26 protein-coding genes are annotated in these 26,985 nt (G+C 62.8%); 10 read left to right on the plus strand and 16 right to left on the minus strand.

From position 1 onward, the window contains the following. Complete coding sequence (locus tag ACFPWW_RS19515; protein ID WP_112571226.1) at positions 1-222, plus strand: hypothetical protein; 222 nt, start codon at positions 1-3, stop codon at positions 220-222. Here the strand turns inward: ACFPWW_RS19515 and ACFPWW_RS19520 are convergent. After that, positions 188-1,246: a LysR family transcriptional regulator gene (locus ACFPWW_RS19520; protein WP_112571224.1), complete on the minus strand. Its 1,059-nt coding sequence runs from the start codon at positions 1,244-1,246 to the stop codon at positions 188-190. The genes ACFPWW_RS19515 and ACFPWW_RS19520 overlap by 35 nt on opposite strands. Positions 1,247-1,627: 381 nt before the next feature. Between ACFPWW_RS19520 and ACFPWW_RS19525 the strand changes: the two genes are divergently transcribed. Next, positions 1,628-1,873: a hypothetical protein gene (locus tag ACFPWW_RS19525; protein WP_377312994.1), complete on the plus strand. Its 246-nt coding sequence runs from the start codon at positions 1,628-1,630 to the stop codon at positions 1,871-1,873. Positions 1,874-1,915: 42 nt separating this feature from the next. On the opposite strand, the gene solA is transcribed toward ACFPWW_RS19525, so the two are convergent. From solA to ACFPWW_RS19555, 6 genes are all read right to left on the minus strand, one after another. Beyond that, entirely contained in the window at positions 1,916-3,046 is a 1,131-nt protein-coding gene (gene solA, locus ACFPWW_RS19530) for an N-methyl-L-tryptophan oxidase (protein WP_377312995.1), read from the minus strand. A gap of 13 nt (positions 3,047-3,059) precedes the next feature. After that, a complete protein-coding gene (locus ACFPWW_RS19535; RefSeq protein ID WP_377312996.1) occupies positions 3,060-4,553 on the minus strand; it encodes an HAL/PAL/TAL family ammonia-lyase in 1,494 nt (497 codons plus the stop codon). Next, entirely contained in the window at positions 4,550-5,326 is a 777-nt protein-coding gene (locus ACFPWW_RS19540) for an ABC transporter ATP-binding protein (protein ID WP_112571216.1), read from the minus strand. Before ACFPWW_RS19540 ends, ACFPWW_RS19535 begins: the two co-directional genes overlap by 4 nt. Before the next feature lie 27 nt (positions 5,327-5,353). Continuing rightward, complete coding sequence (locus tag ACFPWW_RS19545) at positions 5,354-6,058, minus strand: ABC transporter permease (RefSeq protein WP_112542068.1); 705 nt, start codon at positions 6,056-6,058, stop codon at positions 5,354-5,356. Positions 6,059-6,069: 11 nt separating this feature from the next. Beyond that, positions 6,070-6,795: an ABC transporter permease gene (locus tag ACFPWW_RS19550; RefSeq protein ID WP_377312997.1), complete on the minus strand. Its 726-nt coding sequence runs from the start codon at positions 6,793-6,795 to the stop codon at positions 6,070-6,072. 104 nt (positions 6,796-6,899) lie between these two features. Then, positions 6,900-7,742 (minus strand): transporter substrate-binding domain-containing protein, encoded by an 843-nt coding sequence (locus tag ACFPWW_RS19555; protein ID WP_112571212.1) that lies wholly within the window; start codon positions 7,740-7,742, stop codon positions 6,900-6,902. A 191-nt stretch (positions 7,743-7,933) separates the two neighbouring features. Here ACFPWW_RS19555 and hutC (ACFPWW_RS19560) point away from each other — a divergent pair, with 191 nt between their 5' ends. After that, positions 7,934-8,689: a histidine utilization repressor gene (hutC, locus tag ACFPWW_RS19560; RefSeq protein WP_112571210.1), complete on the plus strand. Its 756-nt coding sequence runs from the start codon at positions 7,934-7,936 to the stop codon at positions 8,687-8,689. A 32-nt stretch (positions 8,690-8,721) separates the two neighbouring features. On the opposite strand, the gene ACFPWW_RS19565 is transcribed toward hutC (ACFPWW_RS19560), so the two are convergent. The 8 genes from ACFPWW_RS19565 to hutI all read right to left on the minus strand — a co-directional run bounded on the left by ACFPWW_RS19565 (position 8,722) and on the right by hutI (position 17,284). Then, positions 8,722-9,507: an ABC transporter ATP-binding protein gene (locus ACFPWW_RS19565; protein ID WP_377312998.1), complete on the minus strand. Its 786-nt coding sequence runs from the start codon at positions 9,505-9,507 to the stop codon at positions 8,722-8,724. Further along, the gene (locus ACFPWW_RS19570; protein WP_112571206.1) at positions 9,504-10,277 is read right to left on the minus strand and encodes an ABC transporter permease; all 774 of its coding nucleotides are present in this window, start codon (positions 10,275-10,277) and stop codon (positions 9,504-9,506) included. Before ACFPWW_RS19570 ends, ACFPWW_RS19565 begins: the two co-directional genes overlap by 4 nt. A 60-nt stretch (positions 10,278-10,337) precedes the next feature. Further along, the gene (locus tag ACFPWW_RS19575) at positions 10,338-11,285 is read right to left on the minus strand and encodes an ABC transporter substrate-binding protein (protein ID WP_377312999.1); all 948 of its coding nucleotides are present in this window, start codon (positions 11,283-11,285) and stop codon (positions 10,338-10,340) included. Positions 11,286-11,406: 121 nt separating this feature from the next. Continuing rightward, positions 11,407-11,982: a HutD family protein gene (locus tag ACFPWW_RS19580; RefSeq protein WP_377313000.1), complete on the minus strand. Its 576-nt coding sequence runs from the start codon at positions 11,980-11,982 to the stop codon at positions 11,407-11,409. A gap of 3 nt (positions 11,983-11,985) precedes the next feature. After that, a complete protein-coding gene (gene hutU, locus ACFPWW_RS19585; RefSeq protein ID WP_112571201.1) occupies positions 11,986-13,674 on the minus strand; it encodes a urocanate hydratase in 1,689 nt (562 codons plus the stop codon). 16 nt (positions 13,675-13,690) lie between these two features. Beyond that, complete coding sequence (hutG, locus tag ACFPWW_RS19590; RefSeq protein WP_112571200.1) at positions 13,691-14,491, minus strand: N-formylglutamate deformylase; 801 nt, start codon at positions 14,489-14,491, stop codon at positions 13,691-13,693. Position 14,492: 1 nt separating this feature from the next. Next, entirely contained in the window at positions 14,493-16,028 is a 1,536-nt protein-coding gene (gene hutH / locus ACFPWW_RS19595; protein ID WP_112703030.1) for a histidine ammonia-lyase, read from the minus strand. Then, on the minus strand, positions 16,025-17,284 hold the full coding sequence (gene hutI, locus ACFPWW_RS19600) for an imidazolonepropionase (protein WP_377313001.1): 1,260 nt from the start codon (positions 17,282-17,284) through the stop codon (positions 16,025-16,027). The genes hutH and hutI overlap by 4 nt, the downstream gene beginning before the upstream one ends. Positions 17,285-17,409: 125 nt before the next feature. Between hutI and ACFPWW_RS19605 the strand changes: the two genes are divergently transcribed. Together ACFPWW_RS19605 and hutC (ACFPWW_RS19610) are read left to right on the plus strand one after the other, a co-directional pair. Further along, positions 17,410-18,756 carry a formimidoylglutamate deiminase gene (locus tag ACFPWW_RS19605; RefSeq protein ID WP_377313002.1) on the plus strand — a complete coding sequence of 449 codons (1,347 nt, stop codon included), beginning with the start codon at positions 17,410-17,412 and terminating at the stop codon, positions 18,754-18,756. 57 nt (positions 18,757-18,813) lie between these two features. Beyond that, positions 18,814-19,539, plus strand: coding sequence for a histidine utilization repressor (gene hutC / locus ACFPWW_RS19610; RefSeq protein WP_377313042.1), 726 nt, complete (start codon positions 18,814-18,816; stop codon positions 19,537-19,539). 195 nt (positions 19,540-19,734) lie between these two features. Here the strand turns inward: hutC (ACFPWW_RS19610) and ACFPWW_RS19615 are convergent, their stop codons facing one another. Then, on the minus strand, positions 19,735-20,760 hold the full coding sequence (locus ACFPWW_RS19615) for a substrate-binding domain-containing protein (protein ID WP_112753140.1): 1,026 nt from the start codon (positions 20,758-20,760) through the stop codon (positions 19,735-19,737). A gap of 273 nt (positions 20,761-21,033) precedes the next feature. Here ACFPWW_RS19615 and ACFPWW_RS19620 point away from each other — a divergent pair, with 273 nt between their 5' ends. From ACFPWW_RS19620 to ACFPWW_RS19640, 5 genes are all read left to right on the plus strand, one after another. Further along, positions 21,034-22,080, plus strand: coding sequence for a sugar ABC transporter substrate-binding protein (locus ACFPWW_RS19620; protein WP_112571194.1), 1,047 nt, complete (start codon positions 21,034-21,036; stop codon positions 22,078-22,080). Positions 22,081-22,148: 68 nt separating this feature from the next. Next, positions 22,149-22,970 carry an ATP-binding cassette domain-containing protein gene (locus tag ACFPWW_RS19625; protein WP_377313003.1) on the plus strand — a complete coding sequence of 274 codons (822 nt, stop codon included), beginning with the start codon at positions 22,149-22,151 and terminating at the stop codon, positions 22,968-22,970. Continuing rightward, entirely contained in the window at positions 22,967-24,226 is a 1,260-nt protein-coding gene (locus ACFPWW_RS19630) for a sugar ABC transporter permease (RefSeq protein ID WP_112703034.1), read from the plus strand. The genes ACFPWW_RS19625 and ACFPWW_RS19630 overlap by 4 nt, the downstream gene beginning before the upstream one ends. Before the next feature lie 25 nt (positions 24,227-24,251). After that, complete coding sequence (locus ACFPWW_RS19635) at positions 24,252-24,980, plus strand: SDR family oxidoreductase (protein WP_377313004.1); 729 nt, start codon at positions 24,252-24,254, stop codon at positions 24,978-24,980. A gap of 164 nt (positions 24,981-25,144) precedes the next feature. Beyond that, positions 25,145-26,779, plus strand: a complete 1,635-nt coding sequence (locus ACFPWW_RS19640; RefSeq protein ID WP_377313005.1) for an FGGY-family carbohydrate kinase — start codon at positions 25,145-25,147, stop codon at positions 26,777-26,779. The last annotated feature ends 206 nt before the right edge of the window (positions 26,780-26,985 follow it).

Consider the following 26,985-nt stretch of genomic DNA (forward strand, 5'->3'; position numbering starts at 1 on the left):
ATGGCAGGTATCGACAAGGCGGGCGACATGTCCGCGACGGCTGCGCTGCAGGAGGAAATTCTCACGCGCACCAGACTGCATACCGAAATGGTGCGTCGTCTCATCAACGATCCGACAGTGCAGCCGGCCGAACTTGCCGGCTTTCTGGAGGATGTCGCAAACGCCTATCTTTCGATCTCGGAAGAGCTCAGCCAAATTGTGAGGGCGGCGGAGGGGCGATAGTTTCCAGCATCTTGCGCAGGCTCTCTTCCTGTTCGTGTCGCCCGGAGGGGAAGGTCAATCTGCTGGCGAAGGACGGATTGGTCCTGAAAATATCGACGATCCAGTCATAGACGGCGGCCACCGGCCTCGACTGCCGGCGATTGGCGAACGAGATCAGGTAGATCGGCAGGGCGACGTGGACGCCGAGATCGAGCGGCACGAGTTCGGGATCGGCAAGCACATAATTGCCGAGCAGCCCGACGCCGGCGCCGTTGCGCACGAGGGCAAAATAGGCAAGCGAATTTTCACAATTGTGGGTCTGGTGGCCGGCCTGCACGAGACCGCGCCAGCCGTTCCAGATCTCCCGGTCGGAGTCGTAATAATTGCATTGGACATAGACATGCTGGGAAATGAACTGCCGCTGCGGCACGCCGGATTTCTTCAGGTAATCGCGGCTGGCGATCGGAATGAGATGAAGGGTGCCGATCTCGAGGCAATCGACATCCGCCCTCGAAATCGGCGAGAGCGAAATCATCAGGTCGGCCTGGTTCTTCTCGAAATTGACGAGAGACACCTGCTCGCGGATGTCGAGATTGAGGCGCGGATAGCTGTCGTTCAGCCGCGGCACGGCAGGAGCGACAATGGCGACGGCAAGACCGGAGGTTACGCTGACGGCCACACGCCCGGTGACGGCCTCCATCTCGTCCTTCAGGTCGTTGGAAAGGGCAAACAGCTGGAAATCGAGTTCCGCCACCTGGATGGCGAGTTTGCGTCCTGTCTCCGTCAGCGTGACGCCGGAAAAGGTCGAGATGACGAGCTGCGAACCGATCTGGTCCTGAAGACGCTTCACATCGCGGCTGACGGTCGGTGCGCTCGTGCCGAGCAGTTCGGCGGCCTGGGCAAAGGAAGGACTTTTGGCAACCGCCAGAAAGGTCCTGAGCTCGCGCCAGATCGGTCGCGAAAGCAATCCCCTGATTTCAAGTGGCGATTTGTCCAGGTCGGCCCGTTCGCTGCCGAATGGAAGAGGAGGGAAAGGTTTGTTCACGACCGCCTCGCGTATTAGTGGAGGCTCAACAATATACTCGATCGGCGATTACGGGCAATTGCTGACGGATGACAGCAAGCGGTGCTGCTGGTCGCGGCCCGACCGTTTCAAGCGTCGATTGTAGTCGCCCTCCACCCAAAAATACTACCGATAGAATGTTTCTTCTTCTTTTTTGTTCTTCAACAAATAGCTAGAATTTTTGCGGTTTAAATCGATCTAATCGGATCGTTTACGCAACTCATAGGGTGTGTTAGCGTTTCGTGGCGGGCAAGATCCGATTCAACTTTCCGTTTCGCGACCGGCGCAGGAAGGCCTGCGCGATCGCGAAACTTTCGCCAGGCGTGGGGGTAAAACAAGGCGATGGCCGATGGAATTTCTGATATGAATGACAGCAATGAGCCGGTGGGATTCCTGCGGCTTTTCCGTCTCATTTCTGCGGCGAGAGAGAGTGCATCGTCATTGGAGCTTATGGATCTGGTGCGCCTGATGGATATGGCGCTCATGCAGACCGCGCTCGACTGGGAAGGGCTTGATGCCGAAAACCTCGATGAGCGTGCCTTCCTGAATCTCATCCGCGAGAAACAGGAAATTGCCGGCAGGACGCAGATCCGGGCTGTCCCGAATTGACATGATCGTCGCCCGCGCGTGACGGCTCGCCGGAGCGGGCTTTCAGATCCTGGCGAAGGAAAAAGCGTCGATGGGCAGGTCGGTCTGCCCGTGAAGGGCAAGATCCGCGAGGATTTCGCCGACGACGCTCGTGAACTTGAAACCGTGACCGGAGCAGGGCGACGCGACGACAACGTTCCTTTCGCCCGGCATGTGGTCGAGAAGAAAGTCCTCGCTCGGCAGCATCGTATAACGGCAGGTCGTTGCCTTCACGCGAAGACCGGCTGCACCGGGAACCCGCTTCCTGATGAAGCTGTCGAGCAGCGCATTGTCGGCATCGTTGACCGGCGGGTTCGGCTGGTTGGGATCGATCGGCTCACGGAAATGCGCATGTTTGCCGATCTTCACGCCATCGACGCCGATGGCCGGAAAGCCGAAATAGGAACCGTCGGCCCCTTCGTCCCGCAGGAAGCAGGGCATGCGCTGCGGCTGGGTGGCAAAGCCATCCTGCGGCTGGTACCAGGCGACCACCTGACGGATCGGCACTGCTGCCTGGGCGAGTTGGGGCACGAGTTCGGCAATCCATGATCCGGTCGCCACCACGATCTTTCCCGCCCGATACCGCCCGGTTCCGGAGACGATCGTCACACCGGCATCGTCGGGTTCGATTGCCGTGACCTTCTCACCGAAATGCAGGACCGCGCCATCTTCTGCCGCGAGCTTCAGGTAGCCCATGACGGCGGCTTCGGGACGAAGATAACCGCCCTGCGGGTCAAGCAGGCCGATCTCATGATCGTCGAGCTGAAAGGCCGGAAATCGGCGGGCCATTTCCGCCTTGTCCAGCGCCTCATGGGCCAGTCCGTGCAGTTCGCAGGAGGCTCGCGTGCCGCCGACGACCTTGCCGTCCGGGGCGCCGATCTGCAGGACGCCGGTTATCGTCAAAATATCGGTGCGCAGGCGCGCCTCCAGCGACCGCCAGTTCTGATAGGCGCGCTTGAGCAGCGGCACATAGGCGGGATCCTCGAAATAACCGAGCCGGATGAGGCGGCTGTCGCCATGCGAAGAGCTCAAGGCATGGGCCGGAAAATAGGCATCGAACCCGATCGCCTTGACGCCGCGCGCCGCGAGAAAGGCAATCGCAGCGCTCCCCATGGCGCCGAGGCCGATAACGGCAACGTCGAAGCGGGCGGTCATGAAAATCTCCTCATCAGGGAATTGCCGGCGCCGAAGCTGTGCGGATCAGTCCGCGCAGAGCCTCGACATCGCGCGAAAGCGGCCTGTCGTCGGCATAGGGGGAAACGACGGCGCGCACAGTCTTGTGTATCGCATCCGTGCCTGCCGCTCTTCGAGCGGTGTCACCAACAAATTCATGTGCTTGCGCAGCCGCCATCAATTCGATCGCCAGGATATATTCGGCATTGTCGATCAATACGAGAAGCTTGTTGGCGGCCGCGGTCGGATGCGCGAGGAAATCCTCCTGCAGGCCGGATGTGATGCCGCCATCGGTGGAAGCCGGTGCGGCAAGCCGCCGGTTCTCGTTGGCAAGCGCTGCTGCCGTATATTGGGCGATCATGAAGCCGGAATTGCTGCCGGCATCGCTTGCCAGAAAGGGGGGCAGGCCGCTGACCAAGGGGTTGACGAGGCGGTCCGTGCGCCGTTCGCTCATGGCGGAAATCTGCGCGAGCGCCGTTGCCAGGCTGTCGGCGGCCTGGGCAAGCGCCGGGGCCACCGCATGGGCTTCCGAGGAGACGACCGGCTTCTCCGGCGAGCCGGATACGGCCGGATTGTCGGTGACGGAGGCAAGTTCCTGGTCGACGACAAGCGCGGAAGCATCGAAGACATCGCGTGCCGCGCCATGCGCATGCGGGACGGAGCGCAGGCTGAGCGCATCCTGTGTCCGCTTGCCGAATGCTGCCGCTATCAGCCCGCTGCCGGCAAGCCGGGCGCGCAGGGACGCGCCGACGCGCGCAATGCCCCTGGAAGGGCGCAGCGCCAGAACGGCCTCATCGAAGGCCGCCATCTGGCAGCCGGCGGCCTCAAGCGTGAGTGCGGCGATCGCATCGGCCCAATCGAGCAGCCGCTCGGCGCGGGCAAGCGCCACGCTTGCGAGCCCGGTCGCACATGCCGTGCCGTTGACGAGGCTCAGGCCCTCCTTGGCGCCGAGCACCAGCGGCTCAAGCCCTATCGCGGTGAGTGCATCCAGGCCGCTCATGCTTCTGCCCCTAACGCGGGCGCTGCCCTCACCGATCAGAACCAGCGCGCTATGGGCATTGTGGGTGAGATAGCCGGCCGAGCCCTTGGAGGGAACGTCGGGAATGCAGTCCTTTTCGAGGAACGCGGCGAGGTGGCGGACGATCTCGGGGCGCACGCCGGAATGCCCATGCGCAAAATTGGCGATCTGTGCGGCGATGATGGCGCGCACTTCGCGCGGCGCCAGCAATTCACCGACGCCGCAGGCGTGGCTGAGGATGATGTTGCGCGACAGCCTGCTTTGCGAGGCCCTGTCGACCACGGTATCGGAAAGCGCGCCGACGCCGGTATTGATGCCATAGGCCCTGACGCCGGTTTCGACGATCCGCTCGACGATGCGGCTTGCGTTGGCAACACGATCCCAGGCTGCCTGCGACAGTGCCAAAATCTTGCCCTCGGCCACATCGGCGACATCGCGCCAGCCAAGCACAGTCTCGATCGTGATGGTCATTGCCCGTTTCCGAAATGGCCGATGAACTGGCGGAAGGCCGGCGAAGCGCCGCCCCCGAACATCTCCTCCGGCGTGCCGCTGCTTTCGACCAGCCCTTCGCGCATGAAGACGACGCGGTTGGAGACGTTGCGGGCAAAGCTCATTTCATGGGTGACGACGAGCATGGTCATGCCTTCTTCGGCAAGCGCGCGCATGACGCGCAGCACTTCGCCGACCAATTCCGGATCGAGCGCCGAAGTCGGCTCGTCGAAGAGCATGACCTTCGGTTTCATGGCAAGCGATCGGGCAATCGCCGCCCGCTGCTGCTGGCCGCCGGAAAGATGTGCGGGATAGGCGTGGCGCTTGTCGGCGATGCCGACCTTTTCGAGCAGCGCTTCGGCCTCGGCGATGCATTCGGCCCGCGGTCGCTTCAAGACATGCACCGGTCCTTCGATGACATTCTGCAGGATCGTCATATGGGACCAGAGATTGAAGGACTGGAAGACCATGCCGAGTTCGGAACGGATATGATCGACCTGCTTCTGGCTCGCCGGCTTCGTCTTGCCGTTCCTGTGGATCATCTCGATATGTTCGCCATCGACCCAGATCTCGCCGTCGGTTGCGATCTCCAGCAGGTTGATGCAGCGCAGGAAGGTGGATTTGCCGGAGCCGGAGGCACCGAGCAGCGAAATCACGTCGCCGTCCTCGGCATCGAGCGAGATGCCGCGCAGCACTTCATGGGTGCCGAAGCTCTTGCGGATATTGCGGACCGAAAGTCGGGTTACGCCGGGCATGGAAGCTCCAATCACGTTCAGTCGGGTTTACGCCTTCAAGGCCGGCGGAATGGCGCGGCGATGACGGGACAGCCAATATTCCAGAAGGGACATGGCCTGCAGGATGATGAAATTCAAAACGAGGTAGATGATGGCGGCACAGAGGAAGACTTCCATCGTGCGGTAGGTCTGCGAGATCAGCCGCTGCGCCACCCCCGTCACTTCCCAGACGGTGACGAGGCTGGCGAGTGCCGTCGATTTCATCATCAGCACGATCTCGGTCGAATAGGCCGGCAACGCGTGCCGGAAGGCGATCGGCGCCAGGATACGGCGCACCATCAGGAAGCCGGACATGCCGATCGCGCGCGCCGCCTCGATTTCCTTCGGCGAAACGGCGCGAATGCCGCCGCGGAAGATTTCGGCGGAATAACCGGCGGTGCAGAGCGCCAGCGAAAGGACGGCGCAGACCATCGGCTCGCGCAGGAACGGCCAGAGGAAGGAATAGCGAATGACGCCGAATTGGCCGAGCCCGTAAAAGACCAGGAACATCTGGATCAGGAGCGGCGAGCCGCGGAAGACGAAAATGTAACCCTTGGCAAAGCCCGACAGGATCGGATTGCCGCTGACGCGCATGGAGACGATGACGAGCGCCAGCAGGCCGCCGAAGAAGATCGACAGGAAGAACAGGATCAGCGTCGTCGGCACGGCTTTCAGAAGCGTGACCATGGTGCTGGAAAGGAAAGCGATATCCATCCGGCTCTCCCCTATGCCTGGCCCATGGCCGACGCCGGCATGCTGCGGTTGGCCTTGCGTTCGGCGCCGTTGAAGACGCGGTCCGACAGGCTGGTGAGGATCAGGTAGAGGGCGCCGCCGACGATATAGAAGAGGAAATACTGCCGGGTCGAGCCGGCCGCGACCTGGCTCGAGCGCATGAGTTCGGCGAGACCGGTGACCGAAACCAGCGCCGAATCCTTCAAGCTCAGTTGCCAGACATTGCCGAGGCCGGGAATGGCAAGGCGCAGGACCTGCGGAATGACGATGCGCCGAAATCTCAGGCCGCGATGCATGCCGATTGCGGAGGCGGCCTCAAGCTCACCTTTGGAGATGGCGAGATAGGCGCCGCGATAGACTTCCGCCTGATAGGCGCCGGAAATGATGCCGACGGCAAGCGCGCCGGCGGCAAAGGAGGGCAGGCCGAGAAAGCCCTCGTAACCCATGGACTGGCCGATGGCGGTGACCGCCGAGGAGCCGCCGAAATAGATCAGGTAGATGATCAGGAGTTCCGGCACGCCGCGGAAGACCGTCGTGTAGATATGGCCGATCGTGGCGAGCACAAAATTGCTCGAGAGCTTCGCCGCCGCGATGATCGCGCCGAGTACGGCGCCGATCGCCAATGCGGTGGCTGTCACGCAGAGCGTCAGCAAGGCGCCGAGGAGGAGGAATGCTCCCCACCCGGTTGAGCCGAATCCAATCAGGTCGAGTGTCGCCATGGGCCTTCCCAGCGCTGTCTTCGTCGTGATGACGGGGCGGTCAGAATAGCACGCGGTCTCCGATCACAAAGCGGAGACCACGGAATGCGGCTTCTGTTGAAAGCTCAGTTTTGCGGGCTGACGTCGACCTTGAACCACTTCATGGAGAGGTTCTTGACGGTGCCGTCGGCAAGCGCGGACTTGATGGCTTCGCTGAACTTGTCGCGCAGGTCCGTATCGGCCTTGCGGATGCCGAGGCCTTCGCCTTCACCCCAGATCGAGCCGGCGATTTCAGGGCCGGTGAAGGTCAGCGCGCCATTGGCGGCCTCGAAGGCGTTGTTGAAATAGACGGCATCGTCGAAGCCGAGATCGATACGGCCGTTCTGCAGGTCGAGGTCGCGGTCGGCACCCGTCTTGTATTCGCGGATCTCGGCGATGCTGCCGAAATTGTCATAGACGAATTTGGCATAGACGGTGGCCGCCTGGATGCCGATCGTCTTGCCCTTGAAGGCTTCCTTCAGGGCTTCGATTTCCTTCACGCCGGTCTGGCCGGGGGTCATCTTGATCGTCGCACCGGTGCCGGCGGCATTGGCGAGCGGGCTGTCCTTGGCGGTTGCGAAGGCTGCCGGCGTTGCGGCATAGGGAATGGTGAAGTCGATGACCTGCTTGCGCTCGTCGGTGATCGACAGCGCATCCATGATGACGTCGAACTTGCCGGCATTCAGCGCCGGGATCATGCCGTCCCAGTCGGAAGCGACCAGCGTGCATTCGATCTTGGCGCGTTCGCACAGAACCTTGGCGAGTTCCGGTTCGAAGCCGCCGAGAGTGCCGTCGGCATTGGTGAGGTTCCAGGGAGCGTAGGCGCCTTCGAGCGTGATGGTCGCCTTCGTCCAGTCCTTGGCGGAGGCAGGGGCCGCAAAGGCGGCTGCCGTCATCGCGCAGGAAAGAAGAGCAGTGCTGAGCTTCATTGATATGATCTCCTCTGAGATTGGACAGACCTTGCGGAATGAGTGCCGATCTTCGCCGGCTTGCCCGCCATGATCCGTCGTTCAATTTTCAGATCGGCAGGTTGTATAGGGTACCATATGAGATATTTTGTGATATGCAAGAGGAAAGTCGAATTTAGGAGCAGATTCCGCTCGTGCAAAGGGAATAGGCAATGAAGCGTTCCAACGAGATGAAACGCGAGCTCGCGGAGAATGACGGCGCGCCCCTCTATGCCAGCGTCAAGCAGGTCATTCTCGACCGGATCCGCAGCGGCGAATGGCCGCCGCGCCACCGTGTCCCTTCCGAAAACGAGCTGGTGACGGAGCTCGGCGTCAGCAAGATGACGGCCAACCGGGCGCTGCGGGAACTGGCGAACGAAGGCGAGCTCGTCCGCATCCAGGGCGTCGGCTCCTTCGTGGCGGAGCCCAAGGGGCATTCCGCACTTTTCGAGGTGCGCAACATCGCCGACGAGATTGCCGAGCGGGGCCATGTTCACGAGGCGACGGTCATCGTCCTGGCCGAGGAGACGGCCTCTCCGGAGATTGCCGATGCGCTGGAGCTTTCGATCGGCGCCCCGGTCTTCCACTCGTTGATCGTCCATAGTGAAAACGGTGTGCCTGTCCAGATCGAGGATCGTTTCGTCAATCCGGCGGCGGCGCCCGACTACCTCGTTCAGGACTTTTCGACGCTGACGCCCAATGCCTATCTGACGGCCGCCGCCCCTTTGAGCGGCTCGGAACATATCGTCGAAGCGGTGACGCCGCGGGCCTGGGAATGCAAGCTCCTGACAATCCTGCAGAACGAGCCGTGCCTTGCCATCCGCCGCCGCACCTGGTCGGCCCGTCAGGTCGTCTCCATTGCCCGTCTCGTCTATCCCGGAAACCGCTACAGGCTGGAAACGCGCAGCGGCAAGATCTTTGAGGAATAGGCTAGTTGTATATGGAAGTATCTGCTTCCTGTCTATTCGTGCGCGGCCGCCGCGATCGCTTCGCTGCGAATATCCTCCGTCAGTTTCAGCCGCAGCGCTGAAAATTCCGGGCTCGCCTTGATGGTATAGTGGCGCGGATGGGGAAGATTGACCGGCGTGATCGATTTGATCCGCCCGGGACGCGCCGTCATCGTCACGACGCGCGATGCCATGAAGATGGCTTCCTCGATGTCATGCGTCACGAAGATCACGGTCTTCTGTTCACGCTCCCAGATGCCGAGCAGCAATTCCTGCATGAGGCCGCGCGTCTGGTTGTCGAGCGCGCCGAAGGGTTCGTCGAGCAGCAGGATTTTCGGATTGTTGGCAAGCGCGCGGGCAATCGCGGTCCTTTGCTGCATGCCGCCGGACAGCTGCTTGGGCCAATGGTTTTCGAAGCCGCGCAAGCCGACCTTGGCGACATAGCTTGCGACGATCTCGTTTTTTTCGGCCTCTGCCATGCCTTTTTCGCGCAGTCCGAAGGCGATGTTGTCGCGCACGGTCAGCCAGGGAAAAAGCGTGTAGGACTGGAAAACCATGCCGCGGTCGGCCCCCGGTCCCTTCACCTCGCGTCCGTCGAGCGTGACCGTGCCGGTGGAGGGGAAATCGAGGCCGGCGACGATGCGCAGCAGCGTCGATTTTCCGCAGCCCGAGGGGCCGAGCACGGTCACGAAGTCGTTCCTGGCGATATCGAGGTCTGTCGGCTGCAGGGCAAGCGTCGGCTGTCCGCCTCGCACGCCGGGGAAGGTGCGGCTGACGCCCGTGATGACAAGTTCGCTCATGCCAGCCTCCAGGCAAACAGCCAGCGGTTCAGCCATTTGAAGGCGAAGTCGGAAATGAGCCCGATCAGGCCGATGACGATGATGCCGAAAATGATCTGCCCGGTGGCAAGCAGCGCCTGGCTGTTGATGATCATGTAGCCGATGCCGGAGGAAGCGCCGATCAGTTCGGCGACGATGACATAGGTCCATGCCCATCCGAGCACGAGGCGGAGGATTTCGGCGATGTCGGGTGCATTTGCCGGAATGAGCACGCGTCGCACGACGCCGCTATCCCCGGCGCCGAGCGTATAGGCGGCCTCGACGAGATCGCGGCGCGTGCCGGAAACGGCAACGGCGACCATGAGAATGATCTGGAACACCGCACCGATGAAAATCACGAGCAGCTTCTGCGTCTCGCCGATGCCGGCCCACAGGATCAGCAGCGGCACGAAGGCGGAAGCCGGCAGATAGCGGGCGAAGGAGACGAAGGGTTCGAGCAATGCCTCGACCGGCTTGTAGGCGCCCATGAGGATGCCGAGCGGAACGGCGACCAGCGCCGAGAGGATAAAGCCGCCGACGACGCGCCACACCGTCATGCCGATATCGAAAAGGAAACCCTGGTTGACGAGCAGGTCATAGCCGTCCTGCACCATGGTGATCGGATCGGCAAGGAAGGTCTTCGAGACATAGCCGCCGAGCGTCGCGTAGCCCCACGCGATAAAAAAGAGAATGAAGAACAGCAGGCCGAAAAGCAGCCGGCTGCCTGAGCCGATGGGTTGAAGTGGACGCATGCGGAGCCCTGCTGAAAAACAGGGAGCGCCTGTGCCGGCGCTCCCTGACATCTGTGCGGATTATTGAATGAAGGAAGGGTCGGCGAGCGTGGAAAGATCAGGCTTTGCCTTGATGACGCCAGCCTGCAGCAAAAGATCGGCCGCTTCTTCATTGAAGCTCTTGAAGGTGGTCTTGAAGAAATTCTGGGCGGCTGCCTTGTCCTGCCATTCGAGGTAGGCGGCCGATTCACCAAATTCCTTGCCGGATTGCTTCACATCCTTGCCCATGATTTCGAAGGACTTGTCCTTGTCGGTCTTGATCATCTCGAGCGCGTCATAATAGCTGGCGGCGAGCGCCTTGGCGGCTTCCGGATTGTCCTTCAGGAAGGCTGTGGTGCAGCCGAACGTGTCCATGACGGCGGGATAGTCGAGCGTCGTGGCGATGATCTTGCCCTTGTCCGGCGCGTTTCGAACGCTGGAAAGATAGGGTTCGTAGGTCACGGCCGCATCATTCTGGCCGGCCAGCAAGGCCTGCGCTGCCGGACCCGGCTCCATATTGACGACCTTCACGTCCTTCATGCTGAGGCCGTTCTTGGCGAGGATGAAGGCAAGCAGGAAGTAGGGAGATGTGCCGGGTGCCGACGCGGCGACCGATTTGCCCTTGAGATCGGCAATTTTTTCGATGCCGGGCTTGGCGGCAATGCCGTCGGCGCCGTGGGAAACATCGAGCTGGAAGATCTGCGTGGTGGCGACACCGGCTGCATTCCAGACGATCCAGGTTTCAACCGTGGTTGCGGCGCATTGGATGTCACCGGAGGCAAGCGCCAGATGCCGGCTTGCCTGCGGCACCTTGGTGATGGTCACATCCAGCCCGTGCTTCTTGAAGATGCCGGCTTCCTTGGCGAGCGTCAGCGGCGCGAAGCCGGTCCAGCCGGAAATGCCGATGGCAACTTTCGTGTCTGCGGCATGAGCCGCCGTTGCTGCGAGGAAGGCGGCAAAGGCGGTGGCGATAATCCCAGTTTTTTTCATGATCCGAAGTTCCCTGCTCTTATTTTGAGCACTCGATCCAGGTGCCCATTAAATGCATTTAAGGCATGGTCACTTCGTTTTGTCTAGACATTATCATGGCCCCTGGCGCGATAGCCCGCCGTCAGATTGCCGTGATCGTGATCACGAAGACAAGGGCGTTGCCGTGCAGTTCCAGGGTCCTGCCGGAGGGCTCGGCAAGCAGCGCCGCGTCGCCGGCACCAAGAGCAATTTTGTCATCGCCAAGGTCAAGTTCGAGATGCCCGCGATGACAAAGCAGAAGGGATTGCCCGCCTGCCAGGGACAGTTCCTGTCGCGAATTCACGACAAGGCGGAGCACGCTGTGTCGCAGCGCACTCCGCCTTGTCATGACATTGAGGTCGGTGATCGCGCCGTCGTCGAGTTCAGCGGCAACGGGGACATCCGCCGGAAAGAAAAGCGGTTCGCTTTCCTGCGTGAGCGGCACCGGCCTGTGCCCATCGATGAAGAGCCGCATGCCTTTGCCCTCCAGGATCGACAGCGTGCGGTCGATTCCGGGAAAGACGGAGAAAGGCCCGTCGGAGGCGACGGTTGCCATGCTGACCCGCCAATCGAAATCGGCAAGGCCGACACCTGCAGGCGAAATGGCGATTTCCACCGTTTCGCCGCCGCCGTTCTTCCACGGCATGCGCTTGTGATCGGCGGCGCGCAGGATCTTCATGGCTCAGTTTCCGAGAATGCCGGGCAGGCGCAGGCCCTTGTCCTTGGCGCAATCGATCGCGATGTCGTAGCCGGCATCGGCATGGCGCATGACGCCGGTCGCCGGGTCGTTCCAGAGTACGCGCTCCAGGCGGCGGGCCGCATCGTCGGTCCCGTCGGCGCAGATGACCATGCCGGAATGCTGCGAGAAGCCCATGCCGACACCGCCGCCGTGATGCAGCGACACCCAGGTGGCGCCCGAGGCGGTGTTGAGCAGCGCGTTCAGCAGCGGCCAGTCGGAAACGGCGTCCGAACCGTCCTTCATCGCTTCCGTCTCGCGGTTCGGCGAGGCGACGGAGCCGGAATCGAGGTGGTCGCGGCCGATGACGACAGGCGCTTTCAGCTCACCATTCCGGACCATCTCGTTGAAGGCAAGGCCAAGGCGGTGGCGGTCGCCGAGGCCGACCCAGCAGATGCGGGCCGGCAGGCCCTGGAAGGCGATGCGCTCCCTGGCCATGTCGAGCCAGTTGTGCAGATGCTTGTTGTCGGGCAAAAGCTCCTTCACCTTGGCATCGGTCTTGTAGATATCTTCGGGATCGCCCGAAAGCGCTGCCCAGCGGAACGGGCCGATGCCGCGGCAGAAGAGCGGGCGGATATAGGCCGGCACGAAGCCGGGGAAGGCGAAGGCATTTTCCAGGCCCTCGTCCTTGGCGACCTGGCGGATATTGTTGCCGTAGTCGAGCGTCGGCACACCGGCATCCCAGAAGGCGACCATGGCTTCGACATGCGCCTTCATCGAGGCACGGGCGGCGGCCTCGACCGCCTTCGGATCGCTTTCGCGCTTGGCCTTGGCTTCGGCGACAGTCCAGCCGACCGGCAGGTAGCCGTTGCGCGGATCATGGGCCGAGGTCTGGTCGGTGACGATATCGGGGCGCGGACCGCCGGCCTTCATGCGACGCACCAGTTCCGGGAAGATTTCGGCCGCATTGCCGACGAGGCCGACCGACTTCGCCTCACCGGCCCTGGTCCAGCGCTCGATCTTTTCCAGCGCCTCGTCCAGCGTATGGGCCTTTTCGTCCACATAGCGGGTGCGCAGGCGGAAATCGATGCGCGTCTCGTCGCATTCGACGGCGAGGCAGCAGGCGCCGGCCATGACTGCTGCGAGCGGCTGGGCGCCGCCCATGCCGCCGAGGCCGCCGGTGAGGATCCACTTGCCCTTGAGGTTGCCGTTGTAATGCTGGCGCCCGGCCTCGACGAAGGTCTCGTAGGTGCCCTGCACGATGCCCTGCGTGCCGATATAGATCCACGAGCCGGCCGTCATCTGGCCGTACATCGCAAGGCCCTTCTTGTCGAGCTCGTTGAAATGATCCCAGGTCGCCCAGTGCGGCACGAGATTGGAATTGGCGATCAGCACGCGCGGCGCATCCTTGTGGGTGCGGAACACGCCGACCGGCTTGCCGGACTGGACGAGCAGCGTCTCGTCCTCGTTCAGCGTCTTCAGCGTGGCGGCGATGCGGTCGAAATCGTCCCAGGTGCGGGCGGCGCGACCGATGCCGCCATAGACGACGAGCTCATGCGGGTTTTCGGCGACGTCGGGGTCGAGGTTGTTCATGAGCATGCGCAGCGGCGCTTCGGTCATCCAGCTCTTGGCGTTCAGCTGATCGCCGCGGGGCGAACGGACGTCGCGGATATTGTGGCGCGGATTTACGGTCATGATGATGTTCCCTTGTTTAGCGTTTCAGACCGAGCGCGATCTCTTCGATCCGCGTCAGGATGGATTTGAGATGAATGCGCAGATTGTCGGCTTCCTCTTCGTCATAGGCGAAGGGCGGGGCCTCGGCGGCGAGATGCGTGGATTGGGCAAGCTCCATCTGGATGGCATGCACACCGGTTTCCGGCCGGCCGTAATGGCGTGTCGTCCAGCCGCCCTTGAAGCGGCCGTTGAGGATGCTGTCATAACCCGTCGCGGCCGCGGCGATGGCGACGGTTGCCTGTTCGATGGCCGGATCGCAGGTTTTGCCCATATCCGTGCCGATGTTGAAATCCGGCAGCTTGCCTTCGAAGAGGAAGGGAATGTGCGAGCGGATCGAGTGGCAGTCGTAAAGCACCGCGACCCCGTGAATGGCCTTCACCCGCTCGATCTCGGCGGCGAGAGCGGCGTGGTAGGGCGCATGGTATTCGCTGAGCCGCTTGGCGATATCGGCTTCGGTCGGCTCCGCGCCTTTTTTCCAGATCGCCTTGCCGTCGAAATCCGTCTGCGGGATCAGCCCAGTCGTGTTCTGGCCGGGATAGAGGCTCACACCGGAAGGATCGCGATTGGCGTCGATCACATAGCGGTGGAAGGTGGCGCGTACGGTGGTCGGATTGCCGAGCAGGCCGTCATAGAGACGGTGGATGTGCCAGTCGGTATCGGCAAGCAGCCTGCCGTTTTCGTCAAGGCGCTCCCAGATATCGGCGGGAACATCGGTCCCGGTATGCGGAAAGCCGAGGATGACGGGGGACGTGCCTTGCTTGACCTCGAAAACGGACATGTCAGACCTCCAGAGCCGGCAGGATGCCGCTTGAAACGGATGCGTTAAGGGTGCCGCCGGCAACCAGCATGGCGGCGGCCTTCAGGTCGTTTGCCATGTAGCGGTCTTCCTCCAGCGCCGGCACGGCGGCGCGGATGGCGGCGATCGCCTTCCGAAGCTCGGGGCTGGTTGCAAGCGGAGCGCGAAGTTCGACGCCCTGAGCGGCCGTCAGGGCCTCGATGCCGATGATGGCGAAGAGATTGTCGGTCATCGGCAGAAGCCGGCGCGCGCCATGGCAAGCCATGGAGACATGATCTTCCTGGTTGGCCGAGGTGGGTGTCGAATCGACGGAGGCCGGGTGCGACATCTGCTTGTTTTCGCTCATCAGCGCCGCGGACGTGACTTCGGCGATCATCAGGCCGGAATTCAGCCCCGGCTTCTTGGCAAGGAAGGCCGGCAATCCGTAGGACAGCGCGGGATCGACCAGAAGCGCGATGCGGCGCTGGGCAATTGCCCCGATCTCGCAGACGGCAAGCGCGATCTGGTCGGCAGCGAAGGCGACGGGCTCGGCGTGGAAATTGCCGCCTGACACGACCGAATTGTCCGACAGCACCAGCGGATTGTCGGTCACCGCATTGGCTTCGATCTCCAGCGTGCGGGCAACCGAGCGCAGCAGATCGAGGCAGGCGCCGTCGACCTGCGGCTGGCAGCGGATGCAATAGGGGTCCTGCACGCGCTCGTCGCCTTCGATATGGCTCTGGCGGATCGGCGAATTTTCGAGCAGGGCGCGAAGGGACGCTGCCGTGTCGATCTGGCCGCGATGGCCGCGCAGCGTGTGGATATCGGGATGGAACGGGGCAGACGAGCCCATGGCGGCATCGGTGGACATGGCGCCTGTTATCAGCGCCGATTGCGCCGCCCGGTGGGCGCGGAAGAGGCCGGCGAGCGCCAGCGCGGTCGACGTCTGCGTGCCGTTGATGAGCGCCAGGCCTTCCTTGGCGGCCAGCACGACGGGATGCAGCCCGGCTTTCACAAGGGCGGTGGCGCCATGCAGCCTTTCGCCGCCGAAGAAGGCTTCGCCATGGCCCATCATCACCGCCGTCATATGGGCAAGCGGCGCAAGGTCGCCGGAAGCGCCGACCGAGCCTTTTTCCGGAATGACCGGAATGACGCCGCGCGCCATCATCGCTTCGATCAGCCGCACCAGCTCAAGGCGTACCCCCGAAGCACCGCGCCCGAGCGAGACGAGCTTCAGCGCCATGATGAGACGCACGACATTTTCCGGCAGCGGCTCTCCGACGCCGCAGCAATGCGACAGAATGAGGTTGCGCTGCAGCGTCGCCACATCGGCGCTGTCGATCTTGATCGAGGCGAGTTTGCCGAAGCCGGTATTGATGCCGTAAACCGGCGCATTTCCGGCGGCGATTTCGGCGATGCGATTGGCCGCCTTGACGATGCCGGCGTCGAAGGACGGATCGAGCCTTGCCGGGACGCCGGTCCAGTAGATGGCGGCGAGATCCTGAAGGGAAACGGAACCCGGATGGAGGGTGATGGTCATCGGTCGATCCTCTCGCCCTTGAAGACATGGGAATGAAGCGGGTTGAAGCCGATGCGATAGACGAGCTCGGCCGGGCTCTCGATATTCCAGATCGCCAGATCGGCGGACTTTCCAGCCTCGATCGTGCCGGTCTCCGTCAGCAGCCCGAGCGCACGGGCGCCCTCCCGGGTTGCCCCGGCAATGCACTCTTCCACAGTCAGCCCGAAGAGCGTGGCCGACATGTTCATGGTGAGCAGCAGCGAGGTCAGCGGCGACGTGCCGGGATTGCAGTCGGTGGCGATCGCGATGGGCACGCCGGCCTTTCGCAGCGCCTGGACCGGCGGCTTCTGTTTTTCGTTGATGGCGTAAAAGGCGCCCGGAAGCAGGACGGCAACGGTGCCGGCCGCAGCCATTGCGCCTGCTCCTTCCTCGTCCAGATATTCCAGATGATCCGCCGAAAGCGCGCCATAGGAGGCTGCGAGTTTCGCGCCGCCGAGATTGGAGAGCTGTTCAGCATGGAGCTTGACGGGAAGGCCGAGCGAACGGGCCTTGTCGAAAACCCGCGCAATCTCGTTGACCGAGAAGGCGATGCCTTCGCAGAAGCCGTCGACGGCATCGACCAGGCCTTCCGCCCGTGCCCGCTCCAGTCCGGGCAGGACGACGTCGGAAATATAATCCTGGTTGCGCCCCCTGTATTCGACAGGCGTTGCATGGGCTGCAAGATAGGAGGTGATGACACGCACCGGACGGCGCTCCGCGAGCGCTCGGGCAGCGCGCAGCATCTTCAGTTCCGCCTCGATATTGAGACCATAGCCGGACTTGACCTCGATCGTGGTGACACCTTCCGAGATCAGCGTATCGAGCCGCGGCAGCGCGGCCTCGACAAGGCCCTCGACGGACAGCGCGTTGGTCGCCTTCACGGACGAGACGATGCCGCCGCCGGCGCGTGCGATCTCTTCATAGGTGGCACCTTCCAGGCGCATCTCGAATTCGCGGGCGCGGTTGCCGCCGTAGACGATATGCGTATGGCAATCGACGAGGCCCGGCGTCAACCACCGGCCCTCGAGATCGGCAATCTCGGCCGTCTCGATCAGCCAGGAGGGCAACTCGCCTTCCAGCCCGGCAAAGAGGATGCGCCCGCCTTCGCAAACGATGGCGCCTTTTTCGACTATGCCAAGGCCCGGCAGATCCTGCCGCAAGGTCGCAAGGCGCGCATTGCGCCACAGCGTACGGGGGCTGGAATCGCGGCCCGCTCCGGAAAATTTGTTCCCACTCATCAGCTTTACGCCTTTCCTTACGGGCAAATATGTATATACATAATCGAAAGGGTGACAAGTGGAAATTTATGGCCTTTCGTACAAAGACAAGCGGAGCGGCCAACAAAGAAAGAAGGGGAGCAATCATGACGAGACTTCATGCGGCGGCTGCCTTGCTGGCCGAAGGCTGGCGCAGGAATGTGCGTCTGACGCTCGCAGGCGGGCGCATTGCCTCAATCGAAACGGATGTTGCGCCCGACGCTCACGACGAGCGCCATGCCGTCCTGCTGCCGGCCATGCCGAACCTTCACAGCCACGCCTTTCAGCGGGCGATGGCGGGGCTTGCCGAAGTCCGCGGGCCGGCCAGTGACAGTTTCTGGAGCTGGCGTACCGTCATGTACAAGTTTGCGCTCTCGATGACGCCGGACCATGTGGAGGCGGTGGCCGCCAAGCTCTATATGGAAATGCTGGAAGCCGGCTTTTGCCGCGTCGGCGAGTTCCACTATCTGCATCACGACAAGGACGGCAGCCCCTATGCCAATATCGCCGAAATGGCCGAGCGCATTGGCGCAGCCAGCGCGGAAGCCGGCATCGGATTGACGCTGCTGCCGGTGCTCTACGCCCATTCCGGCTTCGGCGGGGCAGCACCCATCGAAGGACAGCGCCGCTTCATCAATTCCACCGACCGATTTGCTGACCTCTGGGAAGGCTGCCGGCAGGTGACAGGCCGGCTCGCGGGTGCCGAACTCGGGCTCGCGCCGCATAGCCTGCGGGCCGTCACGCCGGAGGAATTGTCCCTCGCCATCGAGCTTGCCGGCGATCGCCCGATCCACATCCATGTCGCCGAACAGGTCAAGGAAGTCGAGGATTGCCTCTCCTGGTCCGGCGCAAGGCCCGTGCAATGGCTGCTCGACCACGCGCCGGTCGACGAGCGCTGGTGCCTTATCCACGCCACCCATATGACCGAGGACGAAACGCGCCTGGCGGCGAGGAGCGGTGCCATCGCCGGCCTCTGCCCGATCACCGAAGCCAATCTCGGCGACGGCACGTTTTCCGCGCCGCTCTTCCTGTCGGAAGGCGGGCGTTACGGCATCGGTTCCGATTCCAATATCCTGATCTCGATTTCCGAGGAGCTGCGCCAGCTCGAATATTCCGAGCGTCTGGCGCTGCGCGCCCGCAACGTCATCGCCACCACCGGTGGTTCCACCGGCCAAGCCCTCTTCGATCACGCGCTTGCCGGCGGCGGCGCGGCGCTGAAGGCGCCATCCGGCCTTGTGGCGGGCAACTATGCCGACATCCTCTCGCTCGACAGGAGTGCCGTTCCCTATCTCTCCGAGGACCGGCTTATCGATCACTGGGTCTTTGCCGGCGGTGTGGCGGTCGATAGCGTCTGGGCGCTTGGCCGCAAGCAGGTTGAAAACGGCCGCCATCTGCGGCGTGAGCGGATCGACCGGCGCTTCATCGCCGCCATGAGCGAGTTGCTGGCGGCATGACGGCCTTTCCTCCGCGCTTCCCAGGCGTTACAGCGGAAGAAGAGCCGGAGCGTGATGATGAGTGAACCCAAGGAAACGACCTTACACCAGCGTATCCTCAGCGATATCGAGGGCCGTATCGTGTCGGGCGAATGGCCGCCGGGCTATCGCATCCCGTTCGAAGTGGAGCTGACGAAGCAGTACGACTGCTCGCGCATGACGGTGAACAAGGCGCTGACCCAGCTGGTCAAGGCCGGGCTCATCGAGCGGCGGAAGAAATCCGGTAGCTTCGTCATCCAGCCGCAGGCACAATCCGCGGTGCTCGAGATCCACGATATCAAGGCTGAGGTCCAGTCCCTCAACCTCGCCTATTCCTACAAGGTCGCAAAGCGCGTTCGCAGGAAGGCGCAGGCGCAGGATCGGCAGATGCTGGACCTGCAGCAAAATTCCAGCCTGATCGAGATCGTCTGCACCCACTATGCCGGATCGCAGCCCTTCTGCCTGGAAAAGCGCCTGATCAATCTCCAGACCGTCCCGGAGGCGGCCGACGAGGGCTTCGAGGAGACGGCGCCCGGCCCATGGCTGTTAAGCCAGGTTCCCTGGAGTGCTGCCGAGCACAAGATCTTCGCGATCGGCGTCGAGGAGGATGAGGGGGCCATGCTTTCCATCCCGGCAGCCACCGCCTGCCTCGTCGTCGAACGACGCACCTGGAACAAATCAGGCCCGGTCACGCATGTGCGCTTCGTCTATCCCGGCAATCGCCACGCGCTCTATGCCCGCTTCACCCCCGAAGCGGTGAAATAGGCTTGATTTCTCAATGAAAAAAGCGCCCGGCCACCTCGTATGGCCGGACGCCTGTTGTTGCCGCCGCACTGGGTCGACGGTTTCCCATAGAAAGCGATTTTCCCGGCGTCAACATCCCTAAAACAGGGGTATTGCGAAAGTCGGCGCTTACGCTCAAACGATGAAGAATGGCCGCTCCCGACGAGCATAAGGCGCCTACGCCTCCTGCGTTTGCGGAATGAGCGGCGGCACCTGGATGAGCACGGGCTTGTTCGCTCCGGATTCGATGAGTTCGAAGACCTTGTTGAGCATGCCCGGCACATCCTGGCGCACCATTTCGATGCCGTTGCCGAGCAGGGTGACGAACGGGTCCCAGTCGAAGCAGCCGAGCACCAGGCTGCGGTCGTCCAGATGGCCGGAGCGGCGAATCCAGCGCATGACGCCTTCGAGCGAGATCGTCGAATTGACGAACATGCCCTTGGGCAGGGCATTGCCGCCAAGGGCGCGTTCGTCCAGCGCCTTTTCGGCCTTTTCCGGCGCATAGCCGCAGGCAAGGATATTCTCTTCGTGCACGGAGACGCCGAGGTCGGCATGGGCCGCGCGAAAACCGCGGATACGTTCGGCCGTGTTGTGGTCGCTGCCGCGCCCGCCGATGAAGAGCAGCGGTTCCATCCTGCCGAGCCTCTGCTCGCTGTTTTTCAGGATGCGGCGCGTCAGTTCCCGCGCGCCGGCAAAATTGTCGGAGATGACAGAGGGCGCAAGTGCGCCCGGCAGGTCGAGATTGAGGCTGCGAACACCGGCCGCCGCGCACATTTCGGTGATCCGGTCAGGATCGGTCGCGCCCGTCGCGATCAGGCATTCGACCTGATAGGAGAGCATGGTGCGGGCCGCCTCCACCTCCAGTTCGGGGTCGCGGCGCGTGCAGGTGATGATCGGGAAAAGGCCGCGCGCACGCGCCATGTCTTCGAAGGTTTCGACGATCGAGCCGAAATAGCGGTTGTCGTATTTCGGCACGATCATGCCGATAATGTGGGACTTTTCGCGCCGCAGCAGGCTCGCCTGCATATTCAGCGCATAACCCTGTTCCCCGGCGATCCGCATGATCTTTTCGGCAAGCTGGGCACTGATCCTGCGCTTCTTCCAGTTGCCGTTGAGCACGGCGCTGACCGCACTCGCCGACGTGCCGGCAAGCTCCGCCAGATCGTAGATCGTCGTCCGCTTCGTCTGCTTCACCTGATTCAAAATGCCCTTCTCCGTTTGGGGTAACTTGACATCAAACGGCAGAAGTGGCAATTCTTGCTTCATCGATTGAGCAAGCTTGCGCAATCGATGATACAAGCCGACTGGCAAAGCCGGTGCAGGGAGGTATTTCCAAGAGGCTGCGGAGAGGCTGTGCTTTCGCAGGGGCGCCTTGCTCGTCGTTTCCATGGCGGCGAGGGTGGCGGCGAGCGGGTGAACCGTAGCGGCTTTCGGCAATGCCTGGGCCTGTGTTTCAATCACACCAAGGAGGAGAAAATGAATTATCGCAATTTGCTTATGGCGTCGGCGACCGTTTTCATGGGTCTTGCCGGTGCCGCCTCGGCTCAGGAAGCTGCGACCGTCGCTTTCCTGATGCCCGACCAGGCATCCACCCGCTATGAGCAGCACGATTTCCCCGGCTTCAAGGCCGAGATGGAAAAGCTGTGCCCGAAGTGCACGGTGATCTACCAGAACGCCAACGCCGATGCCTCGCTGCAGCAGCAGCAGTTCAACTCGGTGATCGCCCAGGGCGCCAAGGTCGTCGTTCTCGATCCCGTCGATTCCGCGGCTGCGGCCGGCCTCGTCGAAATCGCCCAGTCCCAGGACGTGAAGGTCATCGCCTATGACCGCCCGATCCCGGACAAGCCGGCCGACTATTACGTCTCCTTCGACAATGAAGGCATCGGCTATGCGATCGCCAAGTCGCTGGTCGAGCATCTGAAGGCCGCCGGTGTGGCTGACGGCGCCGGCGTGCTGGAGATCAACGGCTCGCCGACCGATGCGGCCGCGGGCCTGATCCGCGACGGCATCCATCGCGGCCTGAAGGAATCCGCCTACAAGACGCTTGCCGAATACGACACGCCGGAATGGGCGCCGCCGAAGGCGCAGGAATGGGCTGCCGGCCAGATCACCCGTTTCGGCGCCGACATCAAGGGCGTTGTCGCCGCCAATGACGGCACGGCCGGCGGCGCGATCGCCGCCTTCAAGGCCGCCGGCGTGAAGCCGGTTCCGCCGGTTACCGGCAATGACGCGACGATCGCCGCCCTTCAGCTGATCATCTCCGGCGACCAGTACAACACGATTTCGAAACCGTCCGAAATCGTCGCGGCCGCCGCCGCCAACGTGGCCGTGCAGATGATCAAGGGTGAAAAGCCGGAAGCCAAGACGACGCTCTACAATACGCCGTCGCAGCTCTTCGTCCCCGCCGTCGTGACCGCCGAGAACATCAAGGCCGAAATCTTCGACAAGAAGATCCAGACGCCCGAGCAGATCTGCACCGGCGAATATGCCGAAGGCTGCAAGAAGCTTGGCATCACCAACTAAACGCGCTTGAGTGAACTCCGGCCGCACCTGTGGCGGCCGGATGTCCCCATGGCAAGAAGGACTGCCCCATGAGCAGGGATGTGAAGGATATGCCGGAGAAGGGTCAGACGATCCTCCGGTTGAGCAATATTTCCAAGAATTTCGGCGCGGTTTCGGCGCTGACCGATATCGAACTCGAGGTGAAGGCCGGTGAAGTCGTGGCGCTGGTCGGCGACAACGGCGCCGGCAAGTCGACGCTGATCAAGGTTCTGGCCGGCGTGCATCAGCCCTCGTCCGGAACGATCGAATTCTGCGGCCAGACCGTCACGCTCGACAGTCCCGGCAAGGCGCTGGAACTCGGCATTGCCACCGTCTTCCAGGATCTCGCGCTCTGCGAAAATCTCGATGTCGTCGCCAACCTTTTCCTCGGCCATGAACTTTCTCCCTGGAGCCTCGACGAGGTTGCCATGGAAGTGCGCGCCTGGACGCTTTTGAGAGAGCTCGCCGCCCGCATCCCCTCGGTGCGCGAGCCGATCGCATCGCTTTCGGGCGGCCAGCGCCAGACCGTCGCCATTGCCCGCTCGCTGCTGCTCGATCCGAAGATCATCATGCTCGACGAGCCGACCGCGGCCCTCGGCGTGGCCCAGACCGCGGAAGTGCTGAACCTGATCGAGCGCGTGCGCGAACGCGGCCTCGGCGTCATCATCATCAGCCACAATATGGAAGACGTGCGCGCCGTTGCCGACCGTATCGTCGTGCTGCGCCTCGGGCGCAACAACGGCGTCTTCACGCCCGATTCTTCCAACCAGGACCTCGTCGCCGCCATTACCGGCGCCACCGAAAACGCCGTCTCCCGGCGGATCGAGCGCAAGACGGGTGCCGCACATGAAACCAGCGGGAGGCCCGCATGAGCCAGAAGATGTCAGAGACGATCCCCCAGCCGGCGGCCCTCGACCGCAGCGACGAGCGCGTGCGCCACGACGACAACGTTACGGGCATGGTCAAGGCCTTCTTCGACCGCGTGCGCTCGGGCGATCTCGGCATGCTGCCGGTTTTCGTCGGCCTGATCGTTATTTCCACGGTCTTTTCGCTGCTCAATCCGGTGTTTCTGGCCCCCAACAACCTCGTCAACCTGCTGTTCGACTGCGCCACCGTCGGCGTCATCTCGCTCGGCATCGTCTGCGTGCTGATGCTGGGTGAAATCGACCTTTCGGTCGGCTCGATGAGCGGTCTTTCCTCCGCCATTCTCGGCGTGCTCTGGGTCAATATGGGCTGGCCGATCCCGCTCGCGATCCTGGTTGCGATCGTTGCCGGCATAATCGTCGGCTCGCTCTATGCGGTCCTGTATAACAGGCTCGGCATGCCGAGTTTCGTCGCCACGCTTGCCGGCCTGCTCGCGCTGCTCGGCATGCAGCTCTATATTCTCGGGCCGACAGGCAGCATCAATCTGCCCTATGCATCGCCGCTCGTCCGTTTCGGCCAGATCCTCGTCATGCCTGATTGGCTGTCCTACCTGCTGGCGCTGCTTCCGGGCCTGATCCTCGTCGTCAACGAAATGCGCAAGCGCGGCCGGCGACAGGCCTCGAACCTGTCCTCGCCACCGGTCGGTGCCCTGGCGGTCAAGGCCATCGTCCTTACCGCGGCGCTGGAATTTGCCGTCTATTATCTCAATCTCGGCCGCGGCGTGCCGTGGATGTTCGGCCTCTTCGTCGCCATCGCCGTTGTCCTGAACTATGCGCTGACCCGCACCAAATGGGGCCGCTCGATGTTTGCCGTCGGCGGCAATCGCGAGGCTGCGCGCCGCGCCGGCATCAATGTGCGCCGCATCTATTTGAGCGCCTTCGTGCTCTGCTCGACGCTTGCCACGATCGGCGGCATTCTTTCGGCTTCGCGGCTTGCCTCCTCCAGCCAGCAGGCCGGCACGGGCGACGTGAACCTGAACGCCATTGCGGCGGCGGTCATCGGCGGCACCAGCCTGTTCGGCGGCCGCGGCAGCGCCTATTCCGCTCTGCTCGGCATCATCGTCATCCAGGCGATTTCCAACGGGCTGACGCTTCTCAACCTCAGCTCGTCGCTTCGCTACATGATCACAGGCGCCGTGCTTGCGATCGCCGTCATCGTCGATTCGCTTGCCCGCCGGTCCCGTGTCAGCCACGGCCGCGCCTGATTACCCATTCTCAAGGAGTATTCGCATGACTGATCTCATGAAGGGCAAGGTTGCCGCCATTACCGGTGCGGCGTCGGGCATCGGCCTGGAATGCGCCCGTACGCTTCATGCCGAAGGCGCAACCGTCGTGCTCGTCGACCGTGCCAAGGACAAGCTCGAGGCGCTCTGCAAGGAAATCGGCGATGGCGCCCTGCCGCTCGTCGTCGATCTTCTCGACGGCCCGCAAGTCTCCGGCATGCTGCCGCGCATCCTGGAGCTGGCCGGCCGGCTCGATATTTTCCACGCCAATGCGGGCGCCTATATCGGCGGCCCGGTCGCCGAAGGTGATCCGGATGCCTGGGACCGCATGCTGAACCTCAACATCAATGCGGCCTTCCGCTCGGTCCATGCGGTGCTGCCGCACATGATCGCGCAAAAGTCCGGCGATATCCTGTTTACGAGTTCGATTGCCGGCGTCGTGCCGGTGGTCTGGGAGCCGATCTATACGGCCTCGAAATTTGCCGTTCAGGCCTTCGTCCATTCTACCCGCCGTCAGGTTGCGCAGCATGGCGTGCGTGTCGGCGCCGTGCTTCCGGGGCCGGTTGTCACCGCGCTCCTCGATGACTGGCCGAAGGCCAAGATGGAAGAGGCGCTTGCCAATGGCAGCCTGATGCAGCCGAAGGAAGTGGCCGATGCCGTGCTCTTCATGCTGTCGCGGCCGCGCAATGTCACCGTCCGCGATCTTGTGATCCTGCCGAACAGCGTCGACCTCTGAGGTTGACAGGGCCGGTTGCGGATTGCTCTAGAGCAATTCCGGCAGGAGCGTGAAGCGGTCTTGCCTGTGCAATTGCGTGAAAACAAAGAGATAGAGCGTGCCTGTCATTTGAAGAAGACGGACATGCGCTAGAACCTGAAACTGCCGATTTGAATCGAGAGACCATGAGCGACACTTCACACGCGCCACAAGCGGGTGCCAAACATGTCATCGGCGTCGATGTCGGGACCGGCAGCGCCCGCGCGGGCCTGTTCGATCTCGATGGCCGGATGCTGGCATCGGCCAAGCGGGATATCACGCTGTTTCACGAGGCGGGCTCGATCGTCGAGCAGTCGAGCAGCGAAATCTGGGCGGCAGTCTGCGCCGCCGTCCGCGAGGTCGTTGCCGCAAGCGGCATCGATCCGGCCTCGGTCGCCGGTCTGGGTTTTGATGCCACCTGCTCGCTCGTCGTGCTCGGCGAAGGTGGCAGGCCGCTGCCGGTCGGCCCTTCGGAAGATCCGAACCGGGATATCATCGTCTGGATGGACCATCGCGCCGTCCCGCAGGCGGAGCGCATCAACGCGCTCGGGCATGACGTGCTGCGCTATGTCGGGGGGCGTATCTCGCCCGAGATGGAAACGCCGAAGCTGCTCTGGCTGAAGGAAAACCGACCGCAGGTCTTCGATGCCGCCTGGCAATTCTTCGATCTTGCGGACTTCCTGACCTGGCGGGCGACCGGCGACCTGTCGCGCTCCGTCTGCACCGTAACCTGCAAGTGGACCTATCTCGCCCACGAGAAGCGCTGGGACGCCAGCTACTTTCACCGGATCGGCCTCGGCAGGCTGGCAGACGAAGGTTTTGCCCGCATCGGGCAGGCGATCGTCGAACCCGGCAGCGCGCTCGGCCGCGGCCTCACATCCGCGGCTGCCGGCGAACTCGGCCTCGATCCCGGAACGGCGGTTGCGGCCGGCCTGATCGATGCCCATGCCGGCGGCATCGGAACAGTTGGCATCGGGGCCGGCCCCGAAGCCAATCTCGGCTATGTTTTCGGCACCTCCTCCTGCACGATGACATCGACATCGCAGCCGGCTTTCGTGCCGGGCGTCTGGGGTCCCTATTATTCGGCCATGGTGCCGGGCATGTGGCTGAACGAGGGGGGGCAAAGTGCGGCAGGTGCCGCCATCGATCAGCTGCTGTCTTTCCATCCGGCCGCTGCAGAGGCAAAGGACTTGTCGAAGCGCAACGGCGTTCCGCTGCCTGTCCTTCTGGCCGACATGGCCGCACAAAAAGCGGCGCATTCTTCGGATGCCGTCAAGCTCGTGGCCGGCCCGCATGTCGTTCCGGAATTCCTTGGAAACCGCGCACCCTTTGCCGATCCCCATGCCCGGGCCGTCATCGCCGGTCTCGACATGGAGCGAGATATCGACAGCCTGGTCTCGCTCTATGTCGCAGGTCTCTCCGGCATCGGCTATGGGCTCCGGCAGATCATCGACACGCAGGCGGAGGCCGGCGTCACGATCGAGAACATCGTCATCAGCGGCGGCGCCGGCCAGCATGATTTCGTCCGCCAGATGCTTGCGGATGCGAGCGGAAAAGCGGTGATCGCAACGAAGGCCGAGGAGCCGGTCCTGCTCGGCGCCGCCATTCTCGGCGCCGTCGCCGGAGGACTGTTTTCGGACATGCGCGCGGCAATGACGAAGCTCTCCGCCGCCGAGCGGACATACCTGCCCGCAGAAGGAGCGGTCGCCGATCTTCATGCAAAGCGCTATGACGGGTTCAAGCAGCTTCAGGCCCTGGCGCGCGTATTGCGGCAGGTCTGAAAGCCGCCTCCTGCCGGCTCGGATCTCAGGGCAGTCCGAAAAACGTCTATCGCTTTGCGCGGTAGCACACGGTCACGGTTTCCGTGCGCGGAATATAGCGATATTCGACAATCATATCGCTGCAGTCGAGACGCCGGCGCTCGGCATAGTGGGCGCGGACAACCGGCCTCGACCGATGTTTGACGGCAGCCGGCCGTTCATAGCCT

Origin of the sequence: Rhizobium sp. GCM10022189, assembly GCF_042656325.1 — a bacterium.
Lineage (GTDB): Bacteria > Pseudomonadota > Alphaproteobacteria > Rhizobiales > Rhizobiaceae > Rhizobium.